Here is a 26391-nt window from a genome sequence, read left to right on the forward strand (position 1 = left end):
CGAGCATGTTCGACCTGGCTTCCGTGCGCGCCGACACGCCCGGCGCGGCGCGCGTCTTCCTCGACTCGGCGGGCTCGTCGCTGCCGCCGTCGTCCGTGCTGGACGAGGTGATCGGGCACCTGCGGCGTGAGGCCGAGGTCGGCGGGTACGTCGCCGCGCAGGAGCGTGCGGCCGATCTCGACGCCGGGTACGAGGTGTTCGCCCGGCTCCTCGGCGCCGAACGGGACGAGATCGCGTTCACCGACAGTGCCACGCGGTCGTGGCTTTCGGTGTTCGACGCGGTGCCGCTCGCGGTAGGCGATCGCGTTCTCGTGACGGAGGCGGAGTACGCGGGCAACGCGGTGCCGATCTTGGCACGCGCGGCCGAGACCGGCGCGGTGGTCGACGTCATCCCGTCCGACGTGCACGGCCAGGTGGACGTCGACGCAGTACGCGCGCTGCTCGACGAACGGGTCAAGCTCGTGTCGCTGGTGCATGTGCCGACCAACGGCGGACTGGTCAACCCGGTGCGTCCGGTGGCCGACGCCGCGCACGAGGTCGGGGCGCTGGTGCTGCTCGACGCGTGCCAGTCGGTCGGACAGTTGCCCGTGCACGTGGGCGAACTCGGTGTCGACCTGCTGACCGGTACGGGCCGCAAGTGGTTGCGCGGCCCGCGCGGGACCGGGTTCCTGGTCGTGCGCCGCGACGCGCGCGAGCGACTGCGTCCCCGGTTGGTCGACCTGCACGGCGGCGAGTGGACCGGTGAACGCGAGTTCCGGTTCCGTGACGACGCGCGTGTGCTGGAACTGTGGGAGTGCTCCGTCGCCGATCGGCTCGGGTTGATCACGGCCGCCCGGTACGCGCTCGACCTGGGGCTCGACACGATCACCGCCGAGGTCGCCGACCGCGCGGACCGGTTGCGTGCGGGACTGCGCGAGGTGCCCGGTGTGGAAGTGCACGATCTCGGCGCACGTCACGCGGGTCTGGTGACGTTCACGAAACAGGGCACGGATCCGGGCGAAGTACGTGAACACCTCGCCGCACATGGGGTCACGGTCACGACCAGCGGTCTGAGTTCGACACGCCTGGACATGACACGCCGCGGCTTGACGACGGTGGTGCGTGCGTCGCCGCATTACTTCGTCGACCCCGCGCAACTGGACGAGGCGGTGGCGGCGGTCGGGACCGCGTGACGGTGCGGCGCACAGTTCGTGTACACGGGCCGTGCGCCGAACGCGATCATGCGTCGGCGCCGTGTGCGCGATGCGGTCGTGTACCAGTGCTGTGTGCGCAATGCGGTCATGCGCGACTCGGCGTACGCGACGCGAGTCGTGTACCGACGTTGTGCGCGTGATGCGAATGGTGCACGGGGTGGTGTGCCGAACGCGGTCGCGCACCAGACGTTGCACGCAAACGCGGAAGTAGCAGCGGATGGGGCACGCGGACGCTTCGTGTATTGGTGCCGGTACGCCGATGGGACTTCGTACCGGTGCTGGTACGCGATGCGGGTTCGTACCGGTGCTGTGCGCGGAGCGGGAGTGTGCGCCGGGCGGGATCCAGCGACATGGCGGCGGGTGGGAGTGAAGCCGACCATCGGTCCGGTTCGACCGTTGGTCCGCTTTGACCATGGGTCCGCTTTGACTGTCGGTCCGGTTCGACCGCGGGTCCGTTTCGTTCCCGACTGCGGCGGTACCGGGCCGTCCCCTGTGCGGGACGGCCCGGCGTCCTCACCGGTCAGCAGGTGCGGTTGATGATCCGCGGCACGCAGTCGGAGTACTGGAGGAACAGTTCGACCGCCGTGTCGTTGCGTGTCGTCTGCGGTCCGATCTGGGTGTCACGCGGGTAGAACCCGGACGTCCCGCTCGACGTCTTCGGGTACATCTCGAAGGTGTAGCTCCAGATCTTGTGCTGGAACCACATCCAGTCGTTGACCGACCCGTCCGTGATGTACAGGTCGCTGGACTGCTGCGGCGTGTACCCGTTGCGCGACGCCATCTGCCGACCCAACGTCGAGAACGCGCTCTGCTGCGTGGCGTCCAACCCCGGAGCCGTGTCGTTGTACGTGTACCCGTACGGCCACAGGATCAGCTCCGAGTACGTGTGCCAGTCGATGTGCGTCTTGATCTGCTGCACACCGCCGACCACACGCGAGTTCACGAAGTCACGCACGCGCTGCGTCTCCGGCGCCGAGAACGCCGACGGCCCGCGATAGGTCTCCGACGACGTGCTCCCGCTCGAACCGCCGCAGCACCCCCACTGGTAACCCCAGTTCCGGTTGGGGTCGGTGCCAGGGCCCTGGCGGTTCTTGCGCCACGCCCGGAAGGACCCGGACGCGATGTCGTACTCCTTGCCGTCCGGGTTCACGATCGGCAGGACCCAGATCTCGCGGCTGTCGACCAGGTTCTTGATCGTGGCGTTGGACGCGTAGTTGTCCGTGTACCGCTTGATGATGTGCAAGCACATCTCCACAGTCAGGTGCTCACGCGCGTGCTGGTTGCACGTGAACAGCACCTCGGGCTTCGCCTGGTCGGTCGCCGGGCTGTTGCTGATCTTCAACGCCCAGATGTCGCGGCCCTCGTGCGACTTGCCGATGCTCTGGAGCTTCACCAGGTCGGCGTGGTCGCGCACGGTCTGGTTCAGCTCGGCGACGGTCTCGGCGTAGTTGTGGTAAGCGGTGTACCCGGACGGGAAGTCGAGCTTGCCGACCTGCGGGTCGGCAAAGTCGACCTTGCCCAGCGCGGCGAGCTGGGACTCGGCGCTGCCGACGGCGCGCACCGGGAGCCCGGTGGCGGCGAGCGCGAACCGCTGACCGCGCTCGGCGATCACGGTGAGCTTGTCGCCGACGAGGCCGAGCACGTCGACGCCGGTCTTGGCCACGCGCGAGCGCGCTTCGGGTGTCGCGGCGGTGATCTCGAACACGGTCCGGTCGTCGCGCTGTGCGGTCGGCTGCTGTGCCGAACCGCTGTGCACGGGGACGACCAGGGCCAGGCACACACCGACGGCTGCGGCGACGAGGCCGCGGCGCTTGGTGAGCATGGGGGTCCTCCATCATCAGGCAGGGTTGGCGACGGAGAGTTGCCTACGCAGCGTGACGTGGTGATCCGATGCCGGTAAGCCTCCGTTTGTCGGTTTCACCACTCGCCGGCCGGGCTGACAGTTGACGGAATAGGGGACCGCTTACCCTTGGCGCATGCTCAACCGCGTCGACCTGCGAGGTCGAGTCCCGTCACCGGCGGAACTGCGCGCCGCCCTGCCGCGCGCCGAGGTCGACGTGGACACGGTGCTGCATCAGGTGCGGCCGATCGTCGAGGCGGTACGGGACCGGGGCGTCGAGGCGGCGCTGGAGTACACCGAGCGGTTCGACCGCGTGCGCCCGGAGTCGGTGCGCGTGCCCGTGACGGAACTCGGCGCCGCGCTCGAAGCGCTCGACCCCGAGGTCCGCGAGGCGCTGGAGGAGTCGATCACCCGTGCCCGCCGCGTGCACGCCGACCAGCGGCGCACCGACGTCACCACGCAGGTCGTGCCCGGCGGCACGGTCACCGAACGCTGGGTGCCGGTCGCCCGCGTCGGCCTGTACGCGCCCGGCGGCCTGGCGGTCTACCCGTCCAGTGTGGTCATGAACGTGGTGCCCGCCCAGATCGCGGGCGTCGAGTCGCTGGTCGTCTGCTCGCCGCCGCAGGCGGAGTTCGGCGGACGCCCGCACCCGACGATCCTGGCCGCCGCCGCGTTGCTGGGCGTGACCGAGGTGTGGGCGGTGGGCGGCGCGGTCGCCGTGTCGCTGCTCGCGCACGGCGGCGTCGACACCGACGGCTCCGAACTCGCGCCCGTGGACCTGGTCACCGGTCCGGGCAACATCTACCTCACGGCGGCGAAAAGGTTGCTGCGCGGCCTGATCGGCATCGACTCCGAGGCCGGGCCGACCGAGATCGCGATCCTGGCCGACGACACCGCCGACGCCGGGCACGTCGCCGCGGACCTGATCAGCCAGGCCGAGCACGACCCGCTGGCGGCGAGTGTGCTCGTCACCACGTCCGAGGAGCTCGCGGACGCCGTCGACACCGAACTCGACCGCCGGTCCGCGGCGACCAAGCACGCCGAACGTGTCCGCACCGCGTTGCGCGGCCGGCAGTCCGGCACCGTCCTGGTGTCCACTGTGGACGATGGGTTGCGGGTCGTCGACGCCTACGCCGCCGAGCACCTGGAGATCCAGACGGCCGACGCCCGCACGGTCGCCGCGCGGGTCCGCGCGGCCGGTGCGGTGTTCGTCGGCGCGCACTCGCCGGTATCGCTGGGCGACTACTGCGCCGGGTCCAACCACGTGCTGCCCACGGGTGGCTGCGCGCGCCACTCGTCGGGACTCTCCGTGCAGACGTTCCTGCGCGGCATCCACGTCGTCGACTACAGCGAGGACGCGTTGCGCGAGGTGGCCGCCAAGGTCGTGGCGCTGGCGAACGCCGAGGACCTGCCCGCGCACGGCGAGGCCGTCACCGCGAGGTTCGGCCGGTGACCCCGATCGGTGGCCGGGTGTCGCTGTCCGACCTCCCGCTTCGTGAAGACCTGCGTGGCGGCACGCCCTACGGCGCGCCGCAGCTGGACGTCCCGGTCCGGCTCAACACCAACGAGAACCCGTACCCGCCCACGCCCGAACTCGTCGCCGACGTGGTCGCGGCGGTCGCCGAGGTGGCGGGGGAGTTGCACCGCTACCCCGACCGGGACGCCGTCGCGTTGCGCACGGACCTCGCCGCCTACCTTGCCGCGTCGACCGGCGTGCCGCTGACGCACCGGAACCTGTGGGCCGCCAACGGCTCCAACGAGATCATCCAGCAGGTCCTCCAGGCGTTCGGCGGTCCCGGCCGTACGGCGCTGGGCTTCGAGCCGTCGTACTCGATGCACCCGATCATCTCCGCGGGCACGCGCACCGACTGGCTGCCCGCGCCCCGGCGTGCCGACTTCTCGCTGGACACCGCCAAGGCGGCCGAGGTCGTCGCCGAACGCCGTCCCGACGTCGTGTTCGTGACCAGTCCGAACAACCCGACCGGGCAGAGCGTGCCCACCGCGGAACTGAAGGCGTTGCTCGACGCGGCGCCCGGCGTGGTCGTGGTCGACGAGGCGTACGCGGAGTTCTCGTCCCGCGAAAGCGCGATCACGCTGCTCGACGAGTACGCGGGGAAGCTGATCGTCAGCCGGACCATGAGCAAGGCGTTCGCGTTCGCGGGCGGGCGGCTCGGGTACCTGGCCGCCGCGCCCGCCGTCGTCGACGCCCTGCTGCTGGTGCGCCTGCCGTACCACCTGTCGGCCCTCACGCAGGCCGCCGCGCGGGCGTCGCTGCGGCACGCCGACCAGACGCTCGGCTCGGTCGCGACGCTGTCGGCCGAACGGGACCGGGTCGCGGCGGCGTTGGCCGACCTGGGGTTCGCGGTCGTGCCCAGCGACGCGAACTTCGTGCTGTTCGGACGGTTCTCGGACGCACGCGCCGCGTGGCGGTCCTACTTGGACAGCGGCGTCCTCATCCGGGACGTCGGGATCACGGGACATCTGCGGGTGACGATCGGTACTCCGGAGGAGAACGACGCGTTCCTCGCGGCAAGCGCGGAGGTCGAGCGGTGAGCAGGGTCGGCAAGGTCGAACGCAGCACCAGTGAGTCGTCGGTGTACGTGGAGATCGACCTCGACGGGAGCGGACAGGTCGAGATCTCCACGGGCGTGCCGTTCTACGACCACATGCTCACCGCGCTGGGCGTGCACGGGTCGTTCGACCTCGTGGTGCGCGCGACCGGCGACGTGGAGATCGACGCGCACCACACGGTCGAGGACGTGGCGATCGTGCTCGGCCAGGCGTTGCGCGAGGCGTTGGGCGACAAGCGGGGCATCCGCCGGTTCGGGGACTGCTGGATCCCCATGGACGAGACGCTCGCGCACGCGGCCGTCGACGTGTCCGGGCGGCCGTACTGCGTGCACATCGGCGAACCCGAGCAGTTCAACGCGTTCACGATCGGCGGCAACTACCCGTTCGTGCTCAACCGGCACGTGTTCGACAGCCTGGCCTTCCACGCGGGCATCGCACTGCACGTGCGCGTGGAATACGGCCGCGACCCGCACCACATCACCGAGGCCGAGTTCAAGGCAGTCGCCCGGGCGCTGCGCGCGGCCGTCGAACCGGACCCGCGCGTCGGCGGTGTCGTGCCCTCCACCAAGGGTGTGCTGTGACCAAGACGCTGGTCGTCATCGGACTGCTCGCATTGGCCGGGTTCCTCGCCGGCGGCGTGTACGCGACGTGGAAGACGACGCGCGGACTCGCCATCGCGCTGGCCGTGCTCGTCGTCGTCGCGCTCGGTGGCGCGGTGGCCTGGTACCTGGGCTGATCGTCGAGGGTATCCGGCCTGATCAGCGGACCTGCGGTCCGGTTGGCCGGTGCGTATCGTGGATCGCATGTCCGGCCCCGGCAGCGGCGGGGCGTCCGCGCCACGCGAGCGCGCCGACGCCGCACGCAACCGGGCCCGGGTGCTGGCGGCGGCCGATCGGCTGTTCGCCTCGTCGCGCGACGTCGTGACGATGGAGGACATCGCCCGTGCCGCGGGAGTCGGCCGGGCCACGCTGTACCGGCGCTTCCCCGATCCCGCGTCGGTCGCGCGGGCGTTGCTGGAGGTCCACGAGGCACGGTTGCGCGACCACGTGCTGCACGGTGCACCCCCCGCTGGGGCCCGGTGCTCCGGCGGTCGACCGGCTCGTGGCGTTCTTCCGCGCGTCGGTGGACCTGCTCGACCGGCAGTTGCACCTGGTGCTCGGCGCGGAGACCGGACGTGCCCGGTTCCGGGGCGAGATCTACGCGTTCCGGCGACGGCACGTCGAGGACCTGCTCGCCGGCGCGGCACCGGCGGCCGTGGTGGATGCCCTGCTGGCACCGTTGGCACCCGAGGTGTACGAGTACCAGCGCGACGTGCGCGGGTTGACCTCCGCCGAGATCGCGGACGGCCTGACGTGGCTGGCCCGGCGGGTGTCGGACCAGGTCACAGACCGCTGAGGAACTCCGGCGGTACCGCGTCGACCAGCCACACCCCGTTGGCGCTGACCCGGAACACGTGCCCGGCCTCCTGCATGGCCGCCGCGTCGACCACGAGCACGGCCGGACGGCCATGGCGCCCGCCGACCTGACGGGCGGTGTCCACCGCCGTCGACAGGTGTACCGCGTGCCGACGCATGGGCCGCAGGCCCTTGTCCAGGATTTCGGGCACCACGCGTTCGGCCGTGCCGTGGTAGAGCACGGCGGGTGGTTCGGTCGCCGGCAGGTCGAGGTCGACCTCGATGGTATGGCCCTGGTTGGCGCGGATCCGGCCGTCCTCGACGGCGTACCGCTGTTTGTTGTCGCGTTCCACCACTTCCAGCACGTGGTCGCGTGGCACGCGCAGCGCGGCGACGAACGCGTCCAGGTCCACCCAGCCCGCCGGGTCCGGGGTCAGGCCGATCTCCTGCGGGGCGTGCCGCAGGTGTCGTGACATCCGCTTCGACAAGCGGACCATGTTTCTCTCTTCCACGGCCGTCAGTGCACCACGGACCCGACGCCGCGGGCCAAGGATTTCAGGTGCCGCCCTCGCTCGACGGCTTCAGCCTCGGCGCGCCCGGACCGTCGGCGGCGAGCTTGTCGTCGAAATTCGTCAGGAAGCAGCTGCGCAGCGACAGGCAGCCGCAGCCGATGCACGACGTGAGCCGGTCCCTCAGTCGGTGCAGGGCGTCGATTCGCGCGTCCAGTTCGGTCTGCCACGTCGTGGACAGCCGGTGCCAGTCGGTCTTGGTCGGCGTGCGGCCCTCCGGCAGCGTGGCCAGGGCGGCGTGCACGTCCTCCAGCGTCAGGCCCACGCGCTGGGCGGTGCGGATGAACGCGAGCCGGCGCAGCACCGTGCGCGGGTAGCGGCGCTGGTTGCCCGCCGTGCGCTCGGACGAGATCAGGCCGCGCTCCTCGTAGAAGCGCAACGCGGTGTGGGGCACCCCGCTGCGCTCGGCCACCTGGCCGATGGTCAGCATGTCCGGCAGCTTGCTCACGCCGCCATCGTACTTGACCTCCAGTTAAGTGGAGATTGTTTCGTGGATGCATGACAGCGACACGCTTCGCGGACATCCCGGCGCTGTTCGCCCGGATGACCGGCGACGAGAAGCACGAGTGGGCCGCCGCGTCGACCCTCGACGTGCTGTGGGTGCTCTACGACCTGGTCCTCGACGTCTCCCCTTCGCGCCTCGACGACCCCGACCGCGACCGGTTCCTGCTCTCCAAGGGGCACGGGCCGATGGCGTACTACGCCGTGCTCGCCGCGAAGGGATTCCTCGAACCGTCCACTCTGGACGACTGGACCGCGTTCGACTCGCCGTTGGGCCAACATCCCGACCGGGTGCTCGTGCCGGGTGCGGAGATCGGCAGCGGGTCGCTCGGGCACGGGCTGCCCATCGGCGTCGGCATGGCCATGGGACTGCGACTCCAGGGGCGGGACGCGCGGGTGTTCGTGCTCGTCGGCGACGCCGAGCTGGACGAGGGCAGCAATCACGAGGCGATCGCGATCGCCGGGCGGTTCGGGCTGGACAACCTCGTCGTCGTGGTCGTGGACAACGAGTCGGGCACGACCGGCTGGCCCGGTGGCGTCGCGACCCGGTTCGAGGTGGAGGGCTGGTCCTCGTCCACCGTGGACGGACGCGACCAGGAGGGGCTGTTCGACTCGTTGACGCGTGAGCACGCCGGACGTCCGCACGTGGTCGTGGCCCGGATCAGGGGTGCGCGGTGAAGACCATGCGTGAGGTGTTCGTGTCGACGGTCCAGGATGCCATGCGCACCGACCCCCGGATCGCGGTCGTGCTCGCGGAGATCTCGCGGGACGTGTTCGCGCCGCACGAGCGCGTGATCAACGTCGGCATCCGGGAGCAGGCGCTCGTCGGCGTCGGCAGCGGACTCGCGCTCAGCGGTCTGCGCCCGGTCGTGCACACCTACGCGCCGTTCCTGGTCGAGCGGCCGTTCGAGCAGATCAAGCTCGACTTCGGGCACCAGGACGTAGGCGGACTGCTGGTCAGCATCGGCGCGTCCTACGACGCCCCGGTGTGGGGACGTACGCACCAGGCGCCCGGCGACGTGGCGCTGTTCGACACGCTGCCCGGGTGGACGGTCGTCGTGCCCGGTCACCCCGACGAGGTCGGACCGCTGGTGTCCGACGCGCTGTCACGTGACGATCGGATCTACATCCGACTGTCGCTGCGGAGCAATACGCGCACCGTTCCTGTCACACCGGCCGCGACAAGAATCCGTTCCGGTCGCAGAGGCGTGATCGTGTCGGTGGGGACGACGCTGGACACGGTGCTGGCCGCGACCGCGGACCTGGACGTGACCGTGTTGTACGCGACGACGGTGCGACCGTTCGACGCGGCGGGGCTGCGCGCGGCCGTGTCCGGTGTGGACCACGCGGACGTACTCCTCGTCGAGCCCTACCTGGAGGGCACGTCCGCGCACGAGGTGACTGTCGCGTTGTCCGACGTACCGCACCGGTTGCGGTCGCTGGGCGTGCGACGTGACGCGGAATTGCGCGCGTACGGCACGGCCGACGACCACGACGCCGCGCACGAACTCGACGTGGTCGGGATCGCGGCGGCGGCGCACCGGTTGTTCGACCACCCGGTGGTGTGACGCGGAACCCGACGCGCGTCGGATGTCCGGGCGTTCGTCGGCTGCGGCATGATCTCCGGCCGTGAGCGTGCCTAGAACACTCATCTGGACACCCGCGCCCACCGCGGAGTTGCAGCGCAACCTGCACCGCGCGGGCGCCGGACCCGCGGCACTCGTCCCGGTCGTGTCCGGGACGGTGCTGCTGCCCCGGCGCGGGATCGGGTTCGCCGACGCGCAGAAGCTCGCCGGGCGCAGCCGTGACGTGGCCGAACAGGCGACTCTCGTGCGGTGGAACGAGCACGCCGAGGTGTGGTCGGACGGGACGGACACCGGCTACCGCGGGCGGGCACGTCCCCTCGTGGGCACGGTGCGGTGGTGGCGGCTCAAAGCCGTCGAAGGGACGCTCGACCTGCCCGCCGACGTCGCCGAGGTGCGCGACCTGGTCGACGAGGGCCGCGCCGACACGTGGATCACGAACCTGCCCGAGCGGTCGGCGCTGCCCATCAACATGGTGCTGCCGGTGGTCCCGGTGACGCAGGGCGGTGCGCCGTTGGCCTAGCCTGGTGACGTGGCACGAGTCGTCGTACTGGACTACGGATCAGGCAACCTGCGGTCGGCGGAGCGTGCGCTCCAGAGGGTCGGGGCGGACGTCGAGGTGACCGCCGATCCCGACGCGGTGCTCGACGCGGACGGCCTCGTCGTGCCCGGTGTCGGCGCGTTCGCGGCGTGCATGGCCGGGTTGGAGCAGGTCAGGGGCGCCCGGCTGATCGGACGGCGACTCGCCGGCGGCCGTCCCGTGCTGGGCATCTGCGTCGGCATGCAGATCCTGTTCGACGAGGGCGTCGAGCACGGCGTGCGCACCGAGGGCTGCGCGGAGTGGCCGGGGACGGTCGAGCGGCTCGACGCGCCGATCGTGCCGCACATGGGCTGGAACACCGTCCGCGCGCCCGGCGACTCCGTGCTGTTCGACGGACTCGACGACGACACGCGGTTCTATTTCGTGCACTCGTACGCGGTGCGGAAGTGGACGCTGGAATCGTCCGACACGCTGCGCGCGCCTTTGGTCACATGGGCCGACCACAGTGGCGACCCGTTCGTGGCCGCGGTGGAGAACGGTGCGCTGAGCGCGACGCAGTTCCACCCCGAGAAGTCCGGCGACGCCGGCGCCCACCTGCTCCGGAACTGGCTCAAGTCCCTGTAATCCGCGAGTCCTCCACCCGGGCACCCCGGAATACCCACGCGAAACCCGCGCTCGGGCACCCCGAGCCGCGCGTATTAGGGTGTCCGGGTGACTTTCACGTTGTTCCCGGCCGTCGACGTGGCCGATGGTCGTGCCGTCCGACTGGTCCAGGGCGAAGCCGGCACCGAGACCAACTACGGCCACCCGTTGGACGCGGCGCTCGCGTGGCAGCGCGACGGTGCCGAGTGGGTGCACCTGGTCGACCTCGACGCCGCGTTCGGGCGGGGGAGCAACCGCGAACTGCTCACCCGGGTCGTGGGCGAGCTGGACGTCAAGGTGGAGTTGACCGGCGGCATCCGCGACGACGAGTCGCTCGCCGCCGCGCTGTCCACCGGCTGTGCGCGCGTCAACCTGGGCACGGCGGTGCTGGAGCACCCCGAGTGGTGCGCGAAGGTGCTGGCCGAGCACGGCGAGAAGATCGCCGTCGGCCTCGACGTCCGGATCACCGCCGAGGGGCACCGGCTGGCCACGCGTGGCTGGACCAAGGACGGCGGCGACCTGTGGGAGGTGCTGGAGCGCCTCGACCGCGAGGGGTGCGCCCGCTACGTGGTCACCGACGTGGGCAAGGACGGCACGTTGCAGGGTCCGAACGTCGACCTGCTGCGCGACGTGTGCGCGCGCACGGACGCGCCCGTCGTCGCGTCCGGCGGCGTGTCCAGTGTGGACGACCTGGTCGCGCTCGCCGCGCTGACCGGCGACGGACTCGAGGGCGCGATCGTGGGCAAGGCGCTGTACTCGGGCGCGTTCACGCTCCCCGAGGCGCTGGCGGCTGTACGCCGCTGATCGCCCGGCGGAACTCGGCGACGATGTGGGACTCGGCGTCCTCCAGCGTCACGCCGGTCGCCGCCAGGGCCTTCGCCGCCGTGCCCTCGGTTTCGGCGAGCAGGCCCAGCAGGAGGTGCTCGGTGCCGACGAACGGCTGACCCAGCCGCAGCGACGCCCGGACTCCCAGCTCCAGCGCCTTCGTGCAGTGCGCGCTGAACGGCTGCGGGTCCGGGCGCGGCCCGGTGTCGCGGAGTTCGGCCAGCACGACCATGCGGGTCGTGCCGTCGGACGCCTCCAGGTGGGCGATCGTCTTGGCCGCCTGCCCGCCGGACTCGTCGAGCAGGCCGAGCAGCACGTGCCCGGTACCGATCCGCTCGCTGAACCGGGCGTGGTGGCGGGCCAGCACGACGACCCGGTGCGCGCGGTCGGTGTACCTCGGCGTGCGGGCGGGTTCGACCGACTCGCGGGGGACGAACCGCTTCTGTGCGGCCTGCTTGGTCACGCCGATGCTCGCGCCGATGTCGGTCCAGCTCGCACCCGAGCGCCGGGCCTCGTCGACGAAGTGGCCGATGAGGTGGTCGCCGAGTTCGTCGAGTTGACCGCTGAGCTCGACGGCCGAGGTCAGCCTCGTCAACGGGTCGACGTGCTCCTGGGCGACCGCGACGATCAGGTCGGTCAACTGGACGGGCGTCATCACCACTCGTCAACTGTAGGTTGACGGTGCGTGGTGCGTCAACCTTGGGTTGACGGAATGACGCGGATGCCGATCGTGCCCTGTCGGCCACGCCTGAGCCGGCTGCCCAGCAGCGTCAACCTGCCGAGCAGGCCGTACTTGCGCGCGATCAGCCGGCGGCTGAACTCGCTGCCCTCGGCGTCGAGCAGTTCCGCGTGCGCCTCGACCTGGTCGCCGGTCGGGCGACCGCGGAGATCGCACGGTCCGATGTGGACGCGGCCGTCGCGCCGGATGCGCTTGACCTTGCCCGCGTCCGCCGTCGACCACACGTAGAGCGCACCGTCCTCCTCGCCGACCCAGACCGGCGTCGGCACGCCTTCGCCCGACTTCCGGTAGGTGGTCAGCAGGACGTACTTCTCGCGACCCAGAGTCATGCGGCAACGCTAGTCCGCGATCGGAACGCGAACAGCGCGACGGCGAGCGCCGCGATCGCGAACACGGCGGCGGTACCGAACGCGATTCCGTACCCGCCCCGGGCCGCGACCACCGTCAGCACCGCGAGTCCCCACGCGCCACCGATCTGCTGGGTCGTGCCGAGCACGCCCGACAGCACGCCCGCGTCGCGTTCCGTCGCCGCGGCCATGCCGAGCATGGTCGACGCGGGCATCGCCAAGCCGAACCCGGTGCCCAGCGCCACCATCGCCGGCAGCGCCGTGACGAGGTACGACGACGGTCCGAGCGCGAACCCCGCCAGTCCGGCGGCGAGCAGCACGAGTCCGGTCGCCAGGACCGGGCGTTCGCCGAACCGCGTCGTCAGCCGTGCCGACAGGCCCAGCGACACCGCACCGATCACCACCGCGACCGGCAGCATGCCCAGGCCCGTGGTCAACGCGTCGAAGCTCAACCGTTCCCGCAGGTAGAGCACCGAGAAGAAGAGGAACCCGAACGCGGCGCCGACCATCAACGCCTGCACGACGTTCGCACCCACCAGCGTCCGCGACCGGAGCAGGCGTGGTGGCAGCAGCGGTTCCGCGACCACCGTCTCCCACCACGCGAACGCGCCGAGCGACGCGACCGCGACCACGCCGACGAGCGGTTCGGCGACCACGGCGTAGACCGCCGCCGTGACACCGGTCGTGACAAGTGCCGCGCCGACGACATCCACCCGTGTCCGGAAACCGGTTTCGTGCGGCAGCGTGTGTCGGGAAACGAGAATCGTGCACACCCCGATGGGCACGTTCACGAGGAAGACCCACGGCCACGAGACAGCGTGTGTCACGACACCGCCCAACAACGAACCGAGTGAACCGCCCGACGCCTGGACGAACCCGAAGACGCCGAGCGCGCGGGCGCGCGTCGCGGGTTCCGGGAACAGCGACACGATCATCCCGAGCGTCACGGCCGTCGCCATCGCGCCGCCGACACCCTGCGCGAACCTCGCCGCGACGAGCGCCGCCGCGTTCCCGGCCAACCCGCAGCACAGCGACGCGAGCGTGAACACGCCGACACCCGCGACGAAGACGCGACGGCGTCCGAGCAGGTCGCCCATCCTCCCGGACAGCAGGAGCAGTCCGCCGAACGGCAGCACGTACGCGTTCACCACCCACGCCAGTCCCGTCGCGGTGAACCCCAGGTCGTCGCGGATCGCCGGCAGCGCGACGCTCACCACCGTCTGGTCCACGACCACCATCAGCGCCGACACGCACAGCACCGCGAGTGCCGTCCGACGTGATCCGTTCTCCATGGCCTCTCCTTGGTGCATGACTTGTAACAGGGGCCATGTTCTGTGACCATCGGGAGCGGCGGAAGGAGGCACTTTCGTGTCCCAGGGGAACAGCGATGTGTCCGTCGAGGTCACGCCCGATGGAATCGTGGCGCACGCGTGCCCGGTGGTGGAGGTCCTCGATCGCGTCGCGGGCAAGTGGAGCATCCTCGTTCTCGTCGCTGCGGCACACGGCCCGATCCGGTTCACCGAGTTGGAACGGGCCGTCGAGGGCATCAGCCGGCGCATGCTGACGCTCACGCTGCGCACGCTGGAACGCGACGGGCTGCTGACCCGTACCGTCCACGCCACGGTCCCGCCCAAAGTGGAATACGCGCACACCCCGATGGCCCGTGAGCTGCACGCCTCCCTGCTCCAGCTCACCGACTGGGCGCACCGCCACCGCACCGTCATCCAGGCCGCCCGCGCCGCGTACGACGGGCGCACGTCCCCGTAGGCTGCATGCCATGTCGGTCGCGGTACGTGTCATCCCCTGTCTGGACGTCGACCGGGGGCGGGTGGTCAAGGGCGTCAACTTCACCGACCTCGTCGACGCGGGCGACCCGGTCGAACTGGCCCGGCTCTACGACGCCGAGGGTGCGGACGAGCTGACGTTCCTCGACGTGACCGCGTCCTCCGGCGACCGTGAGACGACGTTCGACGTCGTGCGCCGCACCGCCGAGCAGGTCTTCATCCCGCTCACCGTCGGCGGTGGCGTGCGCAGCGTCGAGGACGTCGACAAGTTGCTGCGCGCGGGCGCGGACAAGGTCGGCGTGAACACCGCCGCGATCCTGCGCCCGGAACTGCTCGGCGAGCTGTCACGCCGGTTCGGCGCGCAGTGCATCGTGCTGTCGGTCGACGCGCGTCGCGTGCCGGCGGACGGGCAGCCGACCCCGTCCGGGTTCGAGGTCACCACGCACGGCGGGCGCAAGGGCACGGGCATCGACGCGGTCGAGTGGGCCGCGCGCGGCCAGGAACTCGGCGTCGGCGAGATCCTGCTGAACTCCATGGACGCCGACGGCACCAAGAACGGGTTCGACCACGAGTTGATCCGCCGGGTGCGTGCGGTCGTGGACGTGCCGCTGATCGCCAGCGGCGGCGCGGGCACGGTGGAGCACTTCCCGCCCGCGGTCGAGGCCGGCGCGGACGCCGTGCTGGCCGCGAGCGTCTTCCACTTCGGCACGCTGCGCATCGCCGAGGTCAAGGACGAGCTGCGCCGCGCGGGAGTGGTGGTCCGGTGATGCGACGTCCCGACGTGCCGATCGAGGTGTTCGGCGCGCTGGCCATCGGCGCTGGCGCCGCACTGGTGTTCGTCCTCGAAGGACTCGTGCTGTGGCAGGTCGAGTCCGATCCGGGCTGGCTGCGGTTCCCGATCATCGTCGCGGCGCTCGAACTGCTCGCCGTCGGCGCGCTGCTCACCCGCGTGCGGTTCGCGCGGACGTTCGCCTCCGCGGTGTTCGGACTGATCGGCCTCGTGCACCTGCTCGCCACCCTCAACGAGGGACCGGTGTGGCTGCGCGTGCTGTCCGGCCTGCTCAGTGCGGTGCACGTACTCGCACTCGTCCTGCTCAACACCCGTTCCGCACTGCTGCACTTCGGAGGCCGCCGGTGACCCTCGACCCGTCCCTGTCCGCTCGGCTCAAGCGCAACGCCGACGGTCTGGTGTGCGCCGTGGCGCAGGACCGGACCACCGGTCGGGTGCTCATGGTCGCGTGGATGGACGACGAGGCGTTGCACCGCACGCTCACGACACGGCGTGCCACGTACTACTCCCGCAGCCGACGACAGTTGTGGGTGAAGGGGGAGACGTCCGGGCACACGCAGTACGTGCACGAGGTGCGCCTGGACTGCGACGGCGACACCCTCCTGCTGACCGTCGACCAGACCGGCGGCGCGTGTCACACCGGCGACGACACGTGCTTCGACGCGGACGTCCTGCTCAGCCCAGATCGCCCGTGAGGTAGCGCTGGAGGTTCGGCGCGATCGCCCTGACCAGCGTTTCCGCGTCGATGCTCGCGAAGGGTTCGAAGCGCACGACGTAGCGCACGATGCCCATGCCGAAGATCTGCGTGGCGATCAGCGTGGCGCGCAGCTCGCGGTGGTCGGCGTCGATCGCGGCGAGCACCCGTCCGATCAGCGTGTTCACGAAGAACTCGCGCAACGCGGTCGCGACGCCGTCGTGTGAGGTCACGCTGCGCACGAGAGCGCTGAACTGGCCGCCGTCCGTCGCGTCCCACACCGACAGGAACGTGCGCACGACCCGTTCGCCGAGCGCGTCCGCCGGTCCGTCGATCAGCCGCGCGATGATCGCGGACGGGTCGAACGGCACCTGGAGCACGGCTTTGGCGAACAACCCCTCCTTGCCGCCGAACCAGTGGTTGACCATCGCGGCGTCGACACCGGCACGTGACGCGATCGCGCGCACGGTCGCGTGTTCGTAACCGCGTTCGACGAACACTTCGCGCGCGGCGGTGAGCAACGCGGCCTTGGTGTCCTCGCCGCCCGTGCGACGTCCCCGACGGCGGGGTGCGGATGGCGGCTCCGGTTCGCTCATCCCACCATTCTGCGGGTTGGGGGGAATTATTTCAACAAGTGATGAAATGGGTGGCGCACGGGGTGGTGCGGGCGCCACGGCAGAATGACGTCCATGGTGAGCGTCATCGGTGCTGGAACGGGGCTCGGGGAGATCAGCCCGACCCGTGAGGAGTTCCGCGAACTCGCGGCGCATCGGCGGGTCGTGCCCGTGGTCCGCAGGCTGCTCGCGGACGCGGAGACCCCCGTCGGCCTCTACCGCAAACTCGCCGGCGACCGGTCCGGCACGTTCCTCCTGGAGTCGGCCGAGAACGGCCGCTCGTGGTCGCGCTGGTCCTTTGTCGGCGCACGCAGCGCGGGCGCGCTCACCGCGACCGGCGGCGAGGCGTTCTGGCTGGGCACCCGTCCGGTCGGCCTGCCCGAGGGCGGCGACCCGCTGGCTGCGTTGCGGGAGACGATCGAGGTGCTGCGCACCGACCCGCTGCCCGGACTTCCGCCGCTGACCGGCGGCATGGTCGGCTACATCGGCTACGACGCGGTGCGCCGGCTGGAGCGGCTGCCGTCGCTGGCTGAGGACGACCTCCAGGTCCCCGAACTGGTGATGCTCCTGGCGACCGACCTGGCCGCGCTGGACCACCACGAGGGCACCGTCACGCTCATCGCCAACGCCATCAACTGGGACGACTCACCCGAACGCGTCGACGCCGCGTACGACGACGCGGTCGAGCGCCTGGAGCGGATGACGCTCGACCTCCAGAGCCCCGCGCCACCGACCGTCGCCGTGTTCTCCCGGCCCAAGCCGGAGTTCGTCCGCCGCAGGTCCCAGAAGGAGCACTACGCGGCGGTCGAGAAGGCCAAGGCCGCGATCCGCGCTGGTGAGGCGTTCCAGGTCGTCCTGTCGCAGCGGTTCGAGATGCCGACCTCCGCCGACGCGCTGGACATCTACCGCGTGCTGCGCACCTCCAACCCCAGCCCGTACATGTACCTCCTGCGGCTGGACGACTTCGACGTGGTCGGGTGCAGTCCGGAGTCCCTGGTCACGGTCCGGGACGGCAAGGCCACCACTCACCCGATCGCGGGCACCCGGTGGCGCGGGGTCGACGACGAAGAGGACGCGCTGCTGGAGAAGGACCTCCTGCACGACCACAAGGAGCGCGCCGAGCACCTGATGCTGGTCGACCTCGGCCGCAACGACCTGGGCCGGGTGTGCAAACCGGGCTCGGTCACGGTCGTCGACTTCTTCAAGGTCGAGCGGTACAGCCACGTCATGCACATCGTGTCGACGGTCAGCGGCGAGCTGGCCGAGGGGCGCACCGCGTTCGACGCGGTGGCGGCCTGTTTCCCGGCGGGCACGCTGTCGGGCGCGCCGAAGCCGCGCGCGATGGAGCTGATCGAGGAGTTGGAGCCCACGCGGCGCGGCCTGTACGGCGGCGTCGTCGGCTACCTGGACTTCGCGGGCGACGCCGACACCGCGATCGCGATCCGGACCGCGCTGGTCCGTGACGGGGTGGCGTACGTGCAGGCGGGTGGCGGCATCGTGGCCGACTCGGACCCGGTCGCCGAGGACAACGAATGCCTGAACAAGGCGGGTGCGGTGCTGTCGGCGATCGCCACGGCGCAGACCATGGCCCCGGCGGTGGACCCGGCCCGTGTCTGACAAGCCGGCGCCCGACGCCTGCTCGCGCACATCGGCGTCGGGTGTCCCGGCGTCCGGCGGCGAACCGGGTGACGTGTCGTCGACGGGTACCGGGCCGGGCACGGAACCGTCGCCGGTTCCGGAGCCGCCGATCGTGCCGCCGACCGCGTCGACGGCACGAACCACACCCTTGGCCGATGCGGAATCGCCGCCTGACGTCGTCAGGTCGCGCGACGCGATGGGAGCGGACTCGCGGTCCGGTTCGTCGGCGTCCACGGAGTCGGATCCCGCACCGCCGACCGACGGCGTGCCGCGCCCCGCTCCGCCGGAGGGCACGGGAACACGGCCCGTTCCGTCGCCGGATACGGGGTCGCAAGACGTCCCACCGGCCTACACGGATTCGAAAACCGTTCCCCGGACCGGTACAGGATCGAAAAGCGTCGCACCGCCGGGTACAGGAGCTGGAACCGTCACGCCGACCGGTACACAAATGGGCACCGTGGCGCCCGTTGGTACAGAAGTGCGAACGGTCGCGTCGACTGACACGGAGACGGGAACCGTGTCGCCGACCGGTACGCCGGTAGGCACCGTGTCGCCGACCGGCACGGAAGCGGGAGCCGAGTCCTCGATCGGTACGGAAGCGCGAACGGCCGCGCCGACCGGTACGGAAGCGGAAACCGTGTCGCCGATTGGTGCGCAAGTGGGCACCGTGACGGCAACCGGTGCGGAAACGGGCGCTGTGGCGTCGACAGGCGCGGGAAGAGGCACTGTGGCGTCGACCGGCAGGGAGTCGCGGGCTGTGTCCGGGACCGGTGTCGACGCGGAGAGCGTGACGCCCGGGAGCGCCGAGTCGGAGACCGGGTCGGCGGGAGGCGCGGTGTCGGGAGCCGAGTCGTCCGGGGAGACGGCGTCCGAGAACAGGGCGCCGGGAGTTCCGGATCCGGCTGTCCTGGCCGCGCGTCGTGCCAAGAGGCCGCTGTGGACGGTCGTCGTGCTGTTGCTCGCGGGCGCCGCGGCGTTGTGGGGTGCGGCGGAACTGACGTGGGTGCCCGGCGGCACCGGTGTCGCGCGGACGGGCGCCCAGGAGGTCACGTCGCTCGTCCCCGTCGCGGCGTTGAGCGTGGCCGCGATCGCCGCCGCCGTCGCGTTGGCGGGCTGGGTTCGCGTGCTGCTCGGCGTTCCGGTCGCGTGCGCGGGTGCCGCGGTGGCAGCGGCGGCGACAATGACCGACGGTCCGCTTGCCGGTCGCGGTCTCGCCCTGGTCGGTGCGGTGCTCGTGATCGCGGCCGGCGTCGTGTTGTTCGCACGCGGACGTGCCATGCCCTGGTTGTTGCGCGGGCACCGGACACCGGGTGCGGCCAAGCGCGTGGTCGACCCCGAACGCGCGTTCTGGGACGCGCTCGAACGCGGCGACGACCCCACCCTGGGTCGCGACTGACCGGGTGACCGCCGAGGTCGGGTCCACAGTGGACCCCGCCTTCGGTGCGCCGAACCGTCCGCGTGTCCGTGACGTGGTCACGATCCCGGTCGACGGCACAGTTCGTCGAACCGCGCACGTTTGCGCACGTAGGCTCGCGACAACCTCGGTAATCAGCACGAACGGGACGACCCGGTGGCCGGTGGGTGTCCCCTTCGGGGTTAGCATCCTCGTGGCGGGAAGGGGAGCGTGACGTGCGGGAGACTGCTATCGGAGAAGAGTTCGCGGAGTCGGGCGAGGTGCTCGGATGACCGTCCTCGAATCCATCGTCGAAGGTGTCCGCGAGGACCTCGCTGTGCGCGAGGCGGAGCTGCCGTTCGACGTGCTGCGGGAACGCGCGGCGAAGGTGGCGCCGCCGCTGGACGTGATGGCGGCCCTGCGCGCGCCGGGCGTCGGCGTCATCGCCGAGGTGAAGCGGCGCAGCCCGTCCAAGGGGCAGCTGGCCGAGATCCCGGAGCCCGCTGACCTGGCGGCGCAGTACGAACTCGGCGGTGCGCGGGCGATCAGCGTGCTCACCGAGCAGCGCAGATTCGGCGGCTCGCTGGCGGATTTCGACGCCGTGCGGGCCGTGGTGAACGTGCCGTTGTTGCGCAAGGACTTCATCATCAGCCCGTACCAGGTGCACGAGGCACGCCTGCACGGCGCGGACCTGGTGCTGTTGATCGTGGCGGCGCTGGAGCAGAACGCGCTGGTGTCGCTGCTCGACCGGGTCGAGTCCCTGGGCATGACGGCACTGGTCGAGGTGCACACCGCCGAGGAGGCGGACCGGGCGTTGGAGGCGGGCGCGAGCGTCATCGGCGTGAACGCGCGCAACCTCCACACGCTCGAAGTGGACAAGGACGTGTTCGGGCGCATCGCACCCGGACTGCCCTTCGACACGATCAAGATCGCCGAGTCCGGGGTGTCCGGGCCGGGCGACCTGATGGCGTACGCGGGCGCCGGTGCCGACGCGGTGCTGGTCGGCGAGAGCCTCGTGACGAGCGGCGACCCCAAGGTCGCGGTGAACAAGCTGGTGACGGCGGGTTCGCACCCGGCCTGTCCCCGGCCGAGCCGGTGAGGGAGAACGCATTGTCGAGCGGCCAGCTCACGCCGACGCCACACGACCCCGACGAGCGCGGCCACTTCGGGCCGTGGGGCGGCCGGTACATGCCGGAGGCGCTCATCGCGGCGCTGGACGAGCTGACGGTCTTCTACGAGAAGGCGCGCATCGACCCGGACTTCCTCGACGAGTTCGCCCGGCTGCTGCGCGACTACGCGGGTCGACCGTCGTTGCTGACCGAGGCGCCGAAGTTCGCGACGCACGCGGGTGGGGCGCGGATCTTCCTCAAGCGCGAGGACCTCAACCACACCGGCTCGCACAAGATCAATAACGTGCTGGGTCAGGCGTTGCTGACCAAGCGGATGGGCAAGAAGCGGGTCATCGCCGAGACGGGCGCCGGTCAGCACGGCGTGGCCACCGCGACCGCGTGCGCGCTGCTCGACCTCGACTGCGTCGTCTACATGGGCGAGGTCGACACCGAGCGGCAGGCGCTGAACGTGGCCCGGATGAAGCTGCTCGGCGCCGAGGTGATCCCGGTGAAGACCGGCTCGCGCACGCTCAAGGACGCGATCAACGAGGCGTTGCGCGACTGGGTCGCCAACGTCGACGACACGCACTACCTGCTCGGCACGGCCGCGGGCGCGCACCCGTTCCCGGTGCTGGTCCGCGACTTCCACCGGATCATCGGCATCGAGGCGCGGCAGCAGATCCTGGAGAAGGCGGGACGCCTGCCCGACGTCGTCGCGGCGTGCGTGGGCGGCGGCTCCAACGCGATCGGCATCTTCCACGGCTTCATCGACGACCCGTCGGTGCGGCTGGTCGGCCTCGAACCCGGCGGCGACGGCGTCGACACCGGGCGGCACGGCGCCACGTTGACCGCCGGTCGTCCCGGGTCGCTGCACGGCGCGATGTCCTACGTGCTCCAGGACGAGGACGGCCAGATCGCCGAGGCGCACTCGATCTCGGCGGGCCTGGACTACCCGGGTGTCGGACCGGAGCACTCGCACCTCAAGGACATCGGCCGCGCCGAGTACCGCCCGGTGACCGACAAGGAGGCGATGGACGCGTTCGCGCTGCTGTCGCGCACCGAGGGCATCATCCCGGCGGTCGAGTCGGCGCACGCGCTGGCCGGCGCGCTCGTGCTCGGCCGCGAACTCGGTCCCGACGGCCTGATCCTGGTGAACCTGTCCGGTCGCGGCGACAAGGACATGGACACCGCGATCAAGTGGTTCGGACTGGGAGTGGACGCATGAGCAGGCTGGAATCGGTGTTCGCGACCGCGCGGGCGGAGTCCCGCGCGGCGTTGATCGGCTACCTGCCGGCCGGTTTCCCGACGGTCGAGGGCTCGAAGGACGTCCTGCGCACGATGGTCGCCGAGGGCTGCGACATCGTGGAGGTCGGCCTGCCGTTCTCCGACCCGGTCATGGACGGCCCGACGATCCAGGCGGCGGCCGAGACGGCGTTGCGCGCCGGGTTCCGGGTCCGGGACCTGTTCGGCGTGGTGGAGAGCGTGGCGTCCACCGGCGGCAAGCCGGTCGTGATGACGTACTGGAACCCGGTGCTGGCCTACGGCGTCGACCGGTTCGCCCGCGACCTGGCGGCGGCGGGCGGGCTCGGCCTGATCACGCCCGACCTGGTGCCCGACGAAGCCGAGGACTGGCTGGCCGCGTCCGAGGAGCATGACCTGGACCGGATCTTCCTGGTCGCGCCGTCGTCGACCGAGGAGCGGATCGACCTGACCGCACGGGCGTCGCGCGGGTTCCTCTACGCGACGTCGGTGATGGGCGTGACCGGTGCGCGCGACGTGGTGTCGTCGGCGGCTCCGACGCTGGTCGGGCGGGTGCGCGAGCACACGTCGTTGCCGATCGGCGTGGGGCTGGGCGTGCGCGGCGGCGACCAGGCGGCCGAGTTGGCGGCGTTCGCGGACGGCGTGATCGTCGGGTCGGCGTTCGTCACGGCGGTGGAGCAGGGCACGGTCGGCGCCCTGACCCGCGAACTGGCCGAGGGCGTGCGTCGCGTGGCCACCTCGGCCTGAATCGCACACACGTTCGAGTGAATCCACGACCGGGGGCCGTTCGCGGCCCCCGGTTTTGTCGGACCCCCACGTCAAGCTGACCTCATGACCCATCCCGCCCGGCCGACCCGCCCACCGGTAACAATCGCGCCGGCCTCACAGTCCGCCTACGGCCACCGACTACGGTGGTTGCCGTGGTGACGACTTACCTCGCGGCGATCCCGAGCCCGCCCCAGGGCGTCTGGCATCTGGGGCCGATCCCGATCCGGGCGTACGCGCTGTGCATCATCCTCGGCATCGTCGTGGCGATCTGGTGGGGCGAGCGCCGCTGGGTCGCCCGCGGCGGCGTCAAGGGCGAGGTCACCGACATCGCCGTGTTCGCGGTGCCGTTCGGTCTGGTCGGCGGTCGGCTCTACCACGTCGCCACCGACTACCAGAAGTACTTCGGCGAGGGTCGCAACCCGTGGGAGGCCCTGGCGATCTGGAACGGCGGCCTGGGCATCTGGGGCGCGATCGCGCTCGGCGCCGTCGGCGCGTGGATCGCCTGCCGCAAGCGGGGTATCCCGCTGCCCGCGATGGCCGACGCCGTGGCACCCGGCATCGTGGTCGCACAGGCCATCGGCCGCCTCGGCAACTACTTCAACCAGGAGCTGTACGGCGGTCCCACCACGCTGCCGTGGGGCCTGGAGATCTACGAGCGCACCCTCCCGAGCGGCATCAAGGACGACCTGAACGGCGTGGCCACCGACCTCACGCCGATCGATGTCGTCCACCCGACGTTCCTGTACGAACTGCTCTGGAACCTCGGGGTGGCGCTCCTGGTCGTGTGGGCCGACCGCCGCTTCCGCCTGGGCCACGGCCGCGCGTTCGCCCTGTACGTGGCCGGCTACACGGCCGGCAGGTTCTGGATCGAACTCATGCGCACCGACCCCGCCACCCCGGTGTTCGGCATCCGCATCAACGTGATCACGTCGGTGGTCGTGTTCCTCGGCGCCGTGATCTACATGCTCCTGGCCAAGTCCCGAGGCGACCGCGAGGTCATCGACCGAGCCCCCAAGTCCACCCCGGAGCTGGAGTCCGAGTCGGGCTCGGACGACACCGAGTCCCAACCGGAACTCCCCGCGTCACCCGACGACGACACCCCGGAGAAAGCGGAACTGACCGCCTCCCCGGACCCAAGCCTCGCTCCGGAACCGGCCAAACGCGACCAGGTCTCCTGACCGCACGCCCCGCCGCACAACGGCAGCACTCGGAGGGCACTACAGCCCCTTTCCGGTGGTCTGCCCAGCGGCGAGCGTGCCCTTCACGCTTCCCCGACCACCCCACGACGACACCCACCACACAGCGGAGGCTTCCGCCCCCGACCCCGTACGACACGCACCGGCAAACGCTTCCGTCCCCAGCTCCGGACACGTCCACCAAGCACCAGCCGCTGGAACGCTTCCCCCGGACCATCAAGGACAGATGGCAAGCGACGCCCGGAAAAGCCGGCCACAAGAGGCCCGGTCGAACGCCCGAGCCGCGTGGCCCGAGAAGAGACCACGCGGCTGACTGGAATCGGCTGATCACCAGAAGTGGGCGACGTCCACCACGACCCGTCCCGGCAACGTGAACACCCGGAACGGCAACCGCGCCCGGACTCCGAGACCCACCGTGGTCGTCCCCTCGAACGACCCGGCCCAGGCGACCTGCCGGAACGTCGAGTACCCCGTGACGTCCACCAGCTCGGCCGGGTCGCCGACCGGGTACGTGGGCGTTCCCGTCTCCGGGTCGTAGGCCGGCGAGTGCACGGCCACCTGGAGGAACGCCCCACCGCGCAGCGGCACCGGCTCGCCCGACCCGTCGTGGGTGACCTGATCGACGTACCGCACGTGGTAGCCGTCGTTCTCGCCCCGGAAGTCGAACACCAACCGGTCGTAGCACTCCTGACGTCCGGACCGGATGTTCGTGAGCGCCCCGGACACCGTGGGCCACGTGCTCTTGACGCCCGATCCCCATGCGATGCCGCAATACCCGGGCGTCGCGGACGCGGCCACCGGCGCCACCAGCGTGATGCCCAACACTGCGGCGAGCAATAACGCGATTCTCCGCTTCATCTCCACACCTCTCCCCGGAAACGCTCCGGCCTAAGAGACGCGAGTCACACTACGCCGGTTGCCCGCCGTCGAAGGTCGATACAGGACGGCTCCGCAAGGGGACTCCAAAGAATCCGCGCCGAGGCTTGCCGATCGCCATGCGTGTGTCGATCCTCACGAGGAGTGACGATCGGAGGGTGACGTGGCCACCGAAGAACACCGTCGGACACCGCTGTACCGGCACCTCTACTTCTGGGTGCTCGTGTCCATCACGGCGGGCATCGCCGTAGGTTTCCTGTTCCCCGACCGGGCCGCCGGCCTGAAATGGCTCGCCGACCTGTTCGTCGCCCTGGTCAAGGTGGTGATCGCGCCGACGATCTTCTGCACGGTCGTCGTCGGCATCGCGGGCCTGGGCAACCTGGCCCGTGCGGGCGGCCTCGCCCTGCGCACGCTCGCCTACTTCACCGCGATGACGACGTTCGCGTTGGTCATCGGCCTGGTCGTGGTCAACGTCGTGCGGCCGGGACACCACGGTGCCGACGTCCCGCTCGTCGACGACGTGGCCGACCAGACGCTCGCCGCCGCGAAGACCGCCGAGACCGGTGTGACGGGATTCGTCCTCGGGCTCGTGCCGAAATCGTTCGTCGGCGCGTTCACCGACGGCCAGTTGATCCAGGTGCTCGTGGTCGCGGTACTGGTCGCGATCGCCGTCGCGGGCCTCGGTACGCGGGGCGCCCGTGTCGTCGAAGCGCTCGACACGGTGGCGCAGGTGTTGTTCGGCGTCATCCGTGTGGTGATGTACGTGGCGCCGATCGGCGCGTTCGGTGGGATCGCGTACACGGTCGGCGAGTTCGGCGGCGCGGTGTTGGGCAAGCTCGCGTGGCTGATGGCGTCGTTCTACGCGACCTGTGTGCTGTTCGTCGTCGTGGTGCTCGGCGGGGTCGCCCTGGTCACCGGGTTCTCGATCTTCCGGTTCCTGCGCTACATCCGTGACGAGCTGCTCGTCGTGTTGGGCACGTCGTCGTCGGAGTCGGTACTGCCCCGGATGCTGGCGAAGCTGGAGGCGGCGGGCGCGGACCGGTCGGTCGTCGGGCTCACGATCCCGACCGGGTACTCGTTCAACCTCGACGGCACGTGCATCTACCTCACGATGGGCGCGCTGTTCATCGCGCAGGCCACCGGGCACGACATCGGGATCGGCACGCAGGTCGGACTGCTGTTGTTCATGCTGCTCGCGAGCAAGGGCGCGGCGGGCGTCACGGGAGCGGGTCTCGTGACGCTCGCCGCGTCGCTGACCGCGTTCGAGGCGCACAGCGCGATCCCGGCCGTGGGCATCGCGCTGATCGTGGGCATCGACCGGTTCATGTCCGAGGCGCGCGCGATCACCAACGTGATCGGCAACGGCGTCGGCACGCTGGCGATCGCGGCGTGGCAGGGGCGACTCGACCGGACGCGGCTCCGTGCGGCACTGCACCCGTCCTGATCCGAATGGGTGAATTGGCCTTGAATCGAGTGCGGGAGTAGCGAAGGGACGTTGTAGGGGTCACTCGAAGTGGTGGTTTG

At 70.8% G+C, this 26391-nt stretch carries 30 protein-coding genes; 22 read left to right on the forward strand and 8 right to left on the reverse strand.

Annotated elements, in window-relative coordinates:
* The first annotated feature begins 5 nt into the window (after nt 1–5).
* The gene (locus F4559_RS07445; protein ID WP_184666987.1) at nt 6–1172 is read left to right on the forward strand and encodes an aminotransferase class V-fold PLP-dependent enzyme; all 1167 of its coding nucleotides are present in this window, start codon (nt 6–8) and stop codon (nt 1170–1172) included.
* Nucleotides 1173–1713: 541 nt separating this feature from the next.
* On the opposite strand, the gene F4559_RS07450 is transcribed toward F4559_RS07445, so the two are convergent.
* Complete coding sequence (locus F4559_RS07450) at nt 1714–3015, reverse strand: M14 family metallopeptidase (RefSeq protein WP_184666989.1); 1302 nt, start codon at nt 3013–3015, stop codon at nt 1714–1716.
* A gap of 154 nt (nt 3016–3169) precedes the next feature.
* Here F4559_RS07450 and hisD point away from each other — a divergent pair, with 154 nt between their 5' ends.
* From hisD to F4559_RS36225, 5 genes are all read left to right on the forward strand, one after another.
* The gene (hisD, locus tag F4559_RS07455; RefSeq protein WP_184666991.1) at nt 3170–4486 is read left to right on the forward strand and encodes a histidinol dehydrogenase; all 1317 of its coding nucleotides are present in this window, start codon (nt 3170–3172) and stop codon (nt 4484–4486) included.
* Nucleotides 4483–5586, forward strand: coding sequence for a histidinol-phosphate transaminase (locus F4559_RS07460; protein WP_184666993.1), 1104 nt, complete (start codon nt 4483–4485; stop codon nt 5584–5586). The genes hisD and F4559_RS07460 overlap by 4 nt, the downstream gene beginning before the upstream one ends.
* Nucleotides 5583–6185, forward strand: coding sequence for an imidazoleglycerol-phosphate dehydratase HisB (gene hisB, locus F4559_RS07465; RefSeq protein WP_184666995.1), 603 nt, complete (start codon nt 5583–5585; stop codon nt 6183–6185). Before F4559_RS07460 ends, hisB begins: the two co-directional genes overlap by 4 nt.
* Entirely contained in the window at nt 6182–6340 is a 159-nt protein-coding gene (locus F4559_RS07470; protein WP_184666998.1) for a CG2302 family histidine operon protein, read from the forward strand. The genes hisB and F4559_RS07470 overlap by 4 nt, the downstream gene beginning before the upstream one ends.
* 320 nt (nt 6341–6660) lie before the next feature.
* Nucleotides 6661–6999, forward strand: a complete 339-nt coding sequence (locus F4559_RS36225) for a hypothetical protein (RefSeq protein ID WP_312865512.1) — start codon at nt 6661–6663, stop codon at nt 6997–6999.
* Here the strand turns inward: F4559_RS36225 and F4559_RS07480 are convergent.
* Complete coding sequence (locus F4559_RS07480) at nt 6986–7495, reverse strand: RNA 2'-phosphotransferase (protein WP_221447161.1); 510 nt, start codon at nt 7493–7495, stop codon at nt 6986–6988. The genes F4559_RS36225 and F4559_RS07480 overlap by 14 nt on opposite strands.
* Nucleotides 7496–7553: 58 nt before the next feature.
* The gene (soxR, locus tag F4559_RS07485; RefSeq protein ID WP_184667002.1) at nt 7554–8015 is read right to left on the reverse strand and encodes a redox-sensitive transcriptional activator SoxR; all 462 of its coding nucleotides are present in this window, start codon (nt 8013–8015) and stop codon (nt 7554–7556) included.
* A gap of 50 nt (nt 8016–8065) precedes the next feature.
* On the opposite strand from soxR, the gene F4559_RS07490 reads away from it, so the two are divergent.
* The 5 genes from F4559_RS07490 to priA all read left to right on the forward strand — a co-directional run bounded on the left by F4559_RS07490 (nt 8066) and on the right by priA (nt 11638).
* On the forward strand, nt 8066–8746 hold the full coding sequence (locus F4559_RS07490; protein ID WP_221447162.1) for a thiamine pyrophosphate-binding protein: 681 nt from the start codon (nt 8066–8068) through the stop codon (nt 8744–8746).
* A 5-nt stretch (nt 8747–8751) separates the two neighbouring features.
* Entirely contained in the window at nt 8752–9636 is an 885-nt protein-coding gene (locus F4559_RS07495) for a transketolase family protein (RefSeq protein ID WP_184667004.1), read from the forward strand.
* Between the two features lie 61 nt (nt 9637–9697).
* Nucleotides 9698–10174, forward strand: a complete 477-nt coding sequence (locus tag F4559_RS07500; protein ID WP_184667006.1) for a hypothetical protein — start codon at nt 9698–9700, stop codon at nt 10172–10174.
* A gap of 9 nt (nt 10175–10183) precedes the next feature.
* Entirely contained in the window at nt 10184–10816 is a 633-nt protein-coding gene (hisH, locus tag F4559_RS07505) for an imidazole glycerol phosphate synthase subunit HisH (RefSeq protein WP_184667008.1), read from the forward strand.
* 87 nt (nt 10817–10903) lie between these two features.
* A complete protein-coding gene (gene priA / locus F4559_RS07510) occupies nt 10904–11638 on the forward strand; it encodes a bifunctional 1-(5-phosphoribosyl)-5-((5-phosphoribosylamino)methylideneamino)imidazole-4-carboxamide isomerase/phosphoribosylanthranilate isomerase PriA (RefSeq protein WP_184667009.1) in 735 nt (244 codons plus the stop codon).
* Here the strand turns inward: priA and F4559_RS07515 are convergent.
* From F4559_RS07515 to F4559_RS07525, 3 genes are read right to left on the reverse strand one after another with little or no spacing between them, the layout of a single operon-like run.
* A complete protein-coding gene (locus F4559_RS07515) occupies nt 11601–12314 on the reverse strand; it encodes a Clp protease N-terminal domain-containing protein (RefSeq protein ID WP_184675536.1) in 714 nt (237 codons plus the stop codon). The two genes, priA and F4559_RS07515, sit on opposite strands and share 38 nt — an antisense overlap.
* A gap of 38 nt (nt 12315–12352) precedes the next feature.
* Complete coding sequence (locus tag F4559_RS07520; RefSeq protein WP_184667011.1) at nt 12353–12727, reverse strand: PPOX class F420-dependent oxidoreductase; 375 nt, start codon at nt 12725–12727, stop codon at nt 12353–12355.
* Nucleotides 12724–14037 (reverse strand): MFS transporter, encoded by a 1314-nt coding sequence (locus F4559_RS07525; RefSeq protein ID WP_184667013.1) that lies wholly within the window; start codon nt 14035–14037, stop codon nt 12724–12726. The genes F4559_RS07520 and F4559_RS07525 overlap by 4 nt, the downstream gene beginning before the upstream one ends.
* A gap of 76 nt (nt 14038–14113) precedes the next feature.
* Here F4559_RS07525 and F4559_RS07530 point away from each other — a divergent pair, with 76 nt between their 5' ends.
* The 4 genes from F4559_RS07530 to hisI are packed head-to-tail and all read left to right on the forward strand — an operon-like array spanning nt 14114 to nt 16014.
* Nucleotides 14114–14512, forward strand: coding sequence for a winged helix-turn-helix transcriptional regulator (locus F4559_RS07530; protein ID WP_184667015.1), 399 nt, complete (start codon nt 14114–14116; stop codon nt 14510–14512).
* Between the two features lie 10 nt (nt 14513–14522).
* Nucleotides 14523–15296 carry an imidazole glycerol phosphate synthase subunit HisF gene (gene hisF / locus F4559_RS07535; protein WP_184667017.1) on the forward strand — a complete coding sequence of 258 codons (774 nt, stop codon included), beginning with the start codon at nt 14523–14525 and terminating at the stop codon, nt 15294–15296.
* Nucleotides 15296–15667 (forward strand): hypothetical protein, encoded by a 372-nt coding sequence (locus tag F4559_RS07540; protein WP_184667019.1) that lies wholly within the window; start codon nt 15296–15298, stop codon nt 15665–15667. The genes hisF and F4559_RS07540 overlap by 1 nt, the downstream gene beginning before the upstream one ends.
* Complete coding sequence (hisI, locus tag F4559_RS07545) at nt 15664–16014, forward strand: phosphoribosyl-AMP cyclohydrolase (RefSeq protein WP_184667021.1); 351 nt, start codon at nt 15664–15666, stop codon at nt 16012–16014. The genes F4559_RS07540 and hisI overlap by 4 nt, the downstream gene beginning before the upstream one ends.
* Here hisI and F4559_RS07550 read toward each other — a convergent pair.
* Nucleotides 15995–16609 carry a TetR/AcrR family transcriptional regulator gene (locus F4559_RS07550; RefSeq protein ID WP_184667023.1) on the reverse strand — a complete coding sequence of 205 codons (615 nt, stop codon included), beginning with the start codon at nt 16607–16609 and terminating at the stop codon, nt 15995–15997. The two genes, hisI and F4559_RS07550, sit on opposite strands and share 20 nt — an antisense overlap.
* 93 nt (nt 16610–16702) lie before the next feature.
* On the opposite strand from F4559_RS07550, the gene F4559_RS07555 reads away from it, so the two are divergent.
* From F4559_RS07555 to lgt, 6 genes are all read left to right on the forward strand, one after another.
* Nucleotides 16703–18244: an anthranilate synthase component I gene (locus tag F4559_RS07555; RefSeq protein WP_184667026.1), complete on the forward strand. Its 1542-nt coding sequence runs from the start codon at nt 16703–16705 to the stop codon at nt 18242–18244.
* A gap of 778 nt (nt 18245–19022) precedes the next feature.
* On the forward strand, nt 19023–19661 hold the full coding sequence (locus tag F4559_RS36230) for a Trp biosynthesis-associated membrane protein (protein ID WP_184667028.1): 639 nt from the start codon (nt 19023–19025) through the stop codon (nt 19659–19661).
* A gap of 286 nt (nt 19662–19947) precedes the next feature.
* Nucleotides 19948–20757 (forward strand): indole-3-glycerol phosphate synthase TrpC, encoded by an 810-nt coding sequence (gene trpC, locus F4559_RS07565; RefSeq protein ID WP_184667030.1) that lies wholly within the window; start codon nt 19948–19950, stop codon nt 20755–20757.
* An 11-nt stretch (nt 20758–20768) separates the two neighbouring features.
* Complete coding sequence (gene trpB, locus F4559_RS07570) at nt 20769–21992, forward strand: tryptophan synthase subunit beta (RefSeq protein WP_184667032.1); 1224 nt, start codon at nt 20769–20771, stop codon at nt 21990–21992.
* On the forward strand, nt 21989–22774 hold the full coding sequence (gene trpA / locus F4559_RS07575) for a tryptophan synthase subunit alpha (RefSeq protein ID WP_184667035.1): 786 nt from the start codon (nt 21989–21991) through the stop codon (nt 22772–22774). The genes trpB and trpA overlap by 4 nt, the downstream gene beginning before the upstream one ends.
* Nucleotides 22775–22947: 173 nt before the next feature.
* Nucleotides 22948–23973 (forward strand): prolipoprotein diacylglyceryl transferase, encoded by a 1026-nt coding sequence (lgt, locus tag F4559_RS07580; protein WP_312865513.1) that lies wholly within the window; start codon nt 22948–22950, stop codon nt 23971–23973.
* Between the two features lie 345 nt (nt 23974–24318).
* Here lgt and F4559_RS07585 read toward each other — a convergent pair whose 3' ends face one another.
* Nucleotides 24319–24849, reverse strand: a complete 531-nt coding sequence (locus F4559_RS07585; protein WP_184667037.1) for an AMIN-like domain-containing (lipo)protein — start codon at nt 24847–24849, stop codon at nt 24319–24321.
* Between the two features lie 181 nt (nt 24850–25030).
* Between F4559_RS07585 and dctA the strand changes: the two genes are divergently transcribed.
* Nucleotides 25031–26311, forward strand: coding sequence for a C4-dicarboxylate transporter DctA (gene dctA / locus F4559_RS07590; protein WP_184667039.1), 1281 nt, complete (start codon nt 25031–25033; stop codon nt 26309–26311).
* The last annotated feature ends 80 nt before the right edge of the window (nt 26312–26391 follow it).

The sequence above is a fragment of the Saccharothrix violaceirubra genome (genome assembly GCF_014203755.1).
In the GTDB taxonomy this organism is placed as follows: Bacteria; Actinomycetota; Actinomycetes; order Mycobacteriales; family Pseudonocardiaceae; genus Actinosynnema; species Actinosynnema violaceirubrum.

Coding starts and splice junctions, on each gene's coding strand:
- F4559_RS07480 (WP_221447161.1), bottom strand. CDS start 7,495: ATGGTCCGCTTGTCGAAGCGGATGTCACGACACCTGCGGCACGCCCCG.
- F4559_RS07550 (WP_184667023.1), bottom strand. CDS start 16,609: ATGAGCGAACCGGAGCCGCCATCCGCACCCCGCCGTCGGGGACGTCGC.
- F4559_RS07520 (WP_184667011.1), bottom strand. CDS start 12,727: ATGACTCTGGGTCGCGAGAAGTACGTCCTGCTGACCACCTACCGGAAG.
- trpA (WP_184667035.1), top strand. CDS start 21,989: ATGAGCAGGCTGGAATCGGTGTTCGCGACCGCGCGGGCGGAGTCCCGC.
- hisF (WP_184667017.1), top strand. CDS start 14,523: ATGTCGGTCGCGGTACGTGTCATCCCCTGTCTGGACGTCGACCGGGGG.
- F4559_RS07525 (WP_184667013.1), bottom strand. CDS start 14,037: ATGGAGAACGGATCACGTCGGACGGCACTCGCGGTGCTGTGCGTGTCG.
- hisD (WP_184666991.1), top strand. CDS start 3,170: ATGCTCAACCGCGTCGACCTGCGAGGTCGAGTCCCGTCACCGGCGGAA.
- F4559_RS07515 (WP_184675536.1), bottom strand. CDS start 12,314: ATGACGCCCGTCCAGTTGACCGACCTGATCGTCGCGGTCGCCCAGGAG.
- F4559_RS07540 (WP_184667019.1), top strand. CDS start 15,296: ATGCGACGTCCCGACGTGCCGATCGAGGTGTTCGGCGCGCTGGCCATC.
- F4559_RS07585 (WP_184667037.1), bottom strand. CDS start 24,849: ATGAAGCGGAGAATCGCGTTATTGCTCGCCGCAGTGTTGGGCATCACG.
- F4559_RS07495 (WP_184667004.1), top strand. CDS start 8,752: ATGCGTGAGGTGTTCGTGTCGACGGTCCAGGATGCCATGCGCACCGAC.
- F4559_RS07445 (WP_184666987.1), top strand. CDS start 6: ATGTTCGACCTGGCTTCCGTGCGCGCCGACACGCCCGGCGCGGCGCGC.
- F4559_RS07450 (WP_184666989.1), bottom strand. CDS start 3,015: ATGCTCACCAAGCGCCGCGGCCTCGTCGCCGCAGCCGTCGGTGTGTGC.
- F4559_RS07555 (WP_184667026.1), top strand. CDS start 16,703: ATGGTGAGCGTCATCGGTGCTGGAACGGGGCTCGGGGAGATCAGCCCG.
- trpC (WP_184667030.1), top strand. CDS start 19,948: ATGACCGTCCTCGAATCCATCGTCGAAGGTGTCCGCGAGGACCTCGCT.
- F4559_RS07490 (WP_221447162.1), top strand. CDS start 8,066: ATGACAGCGACACGCTTCGCGGACATCCCGGCGCTGTTCGCCCGGATG.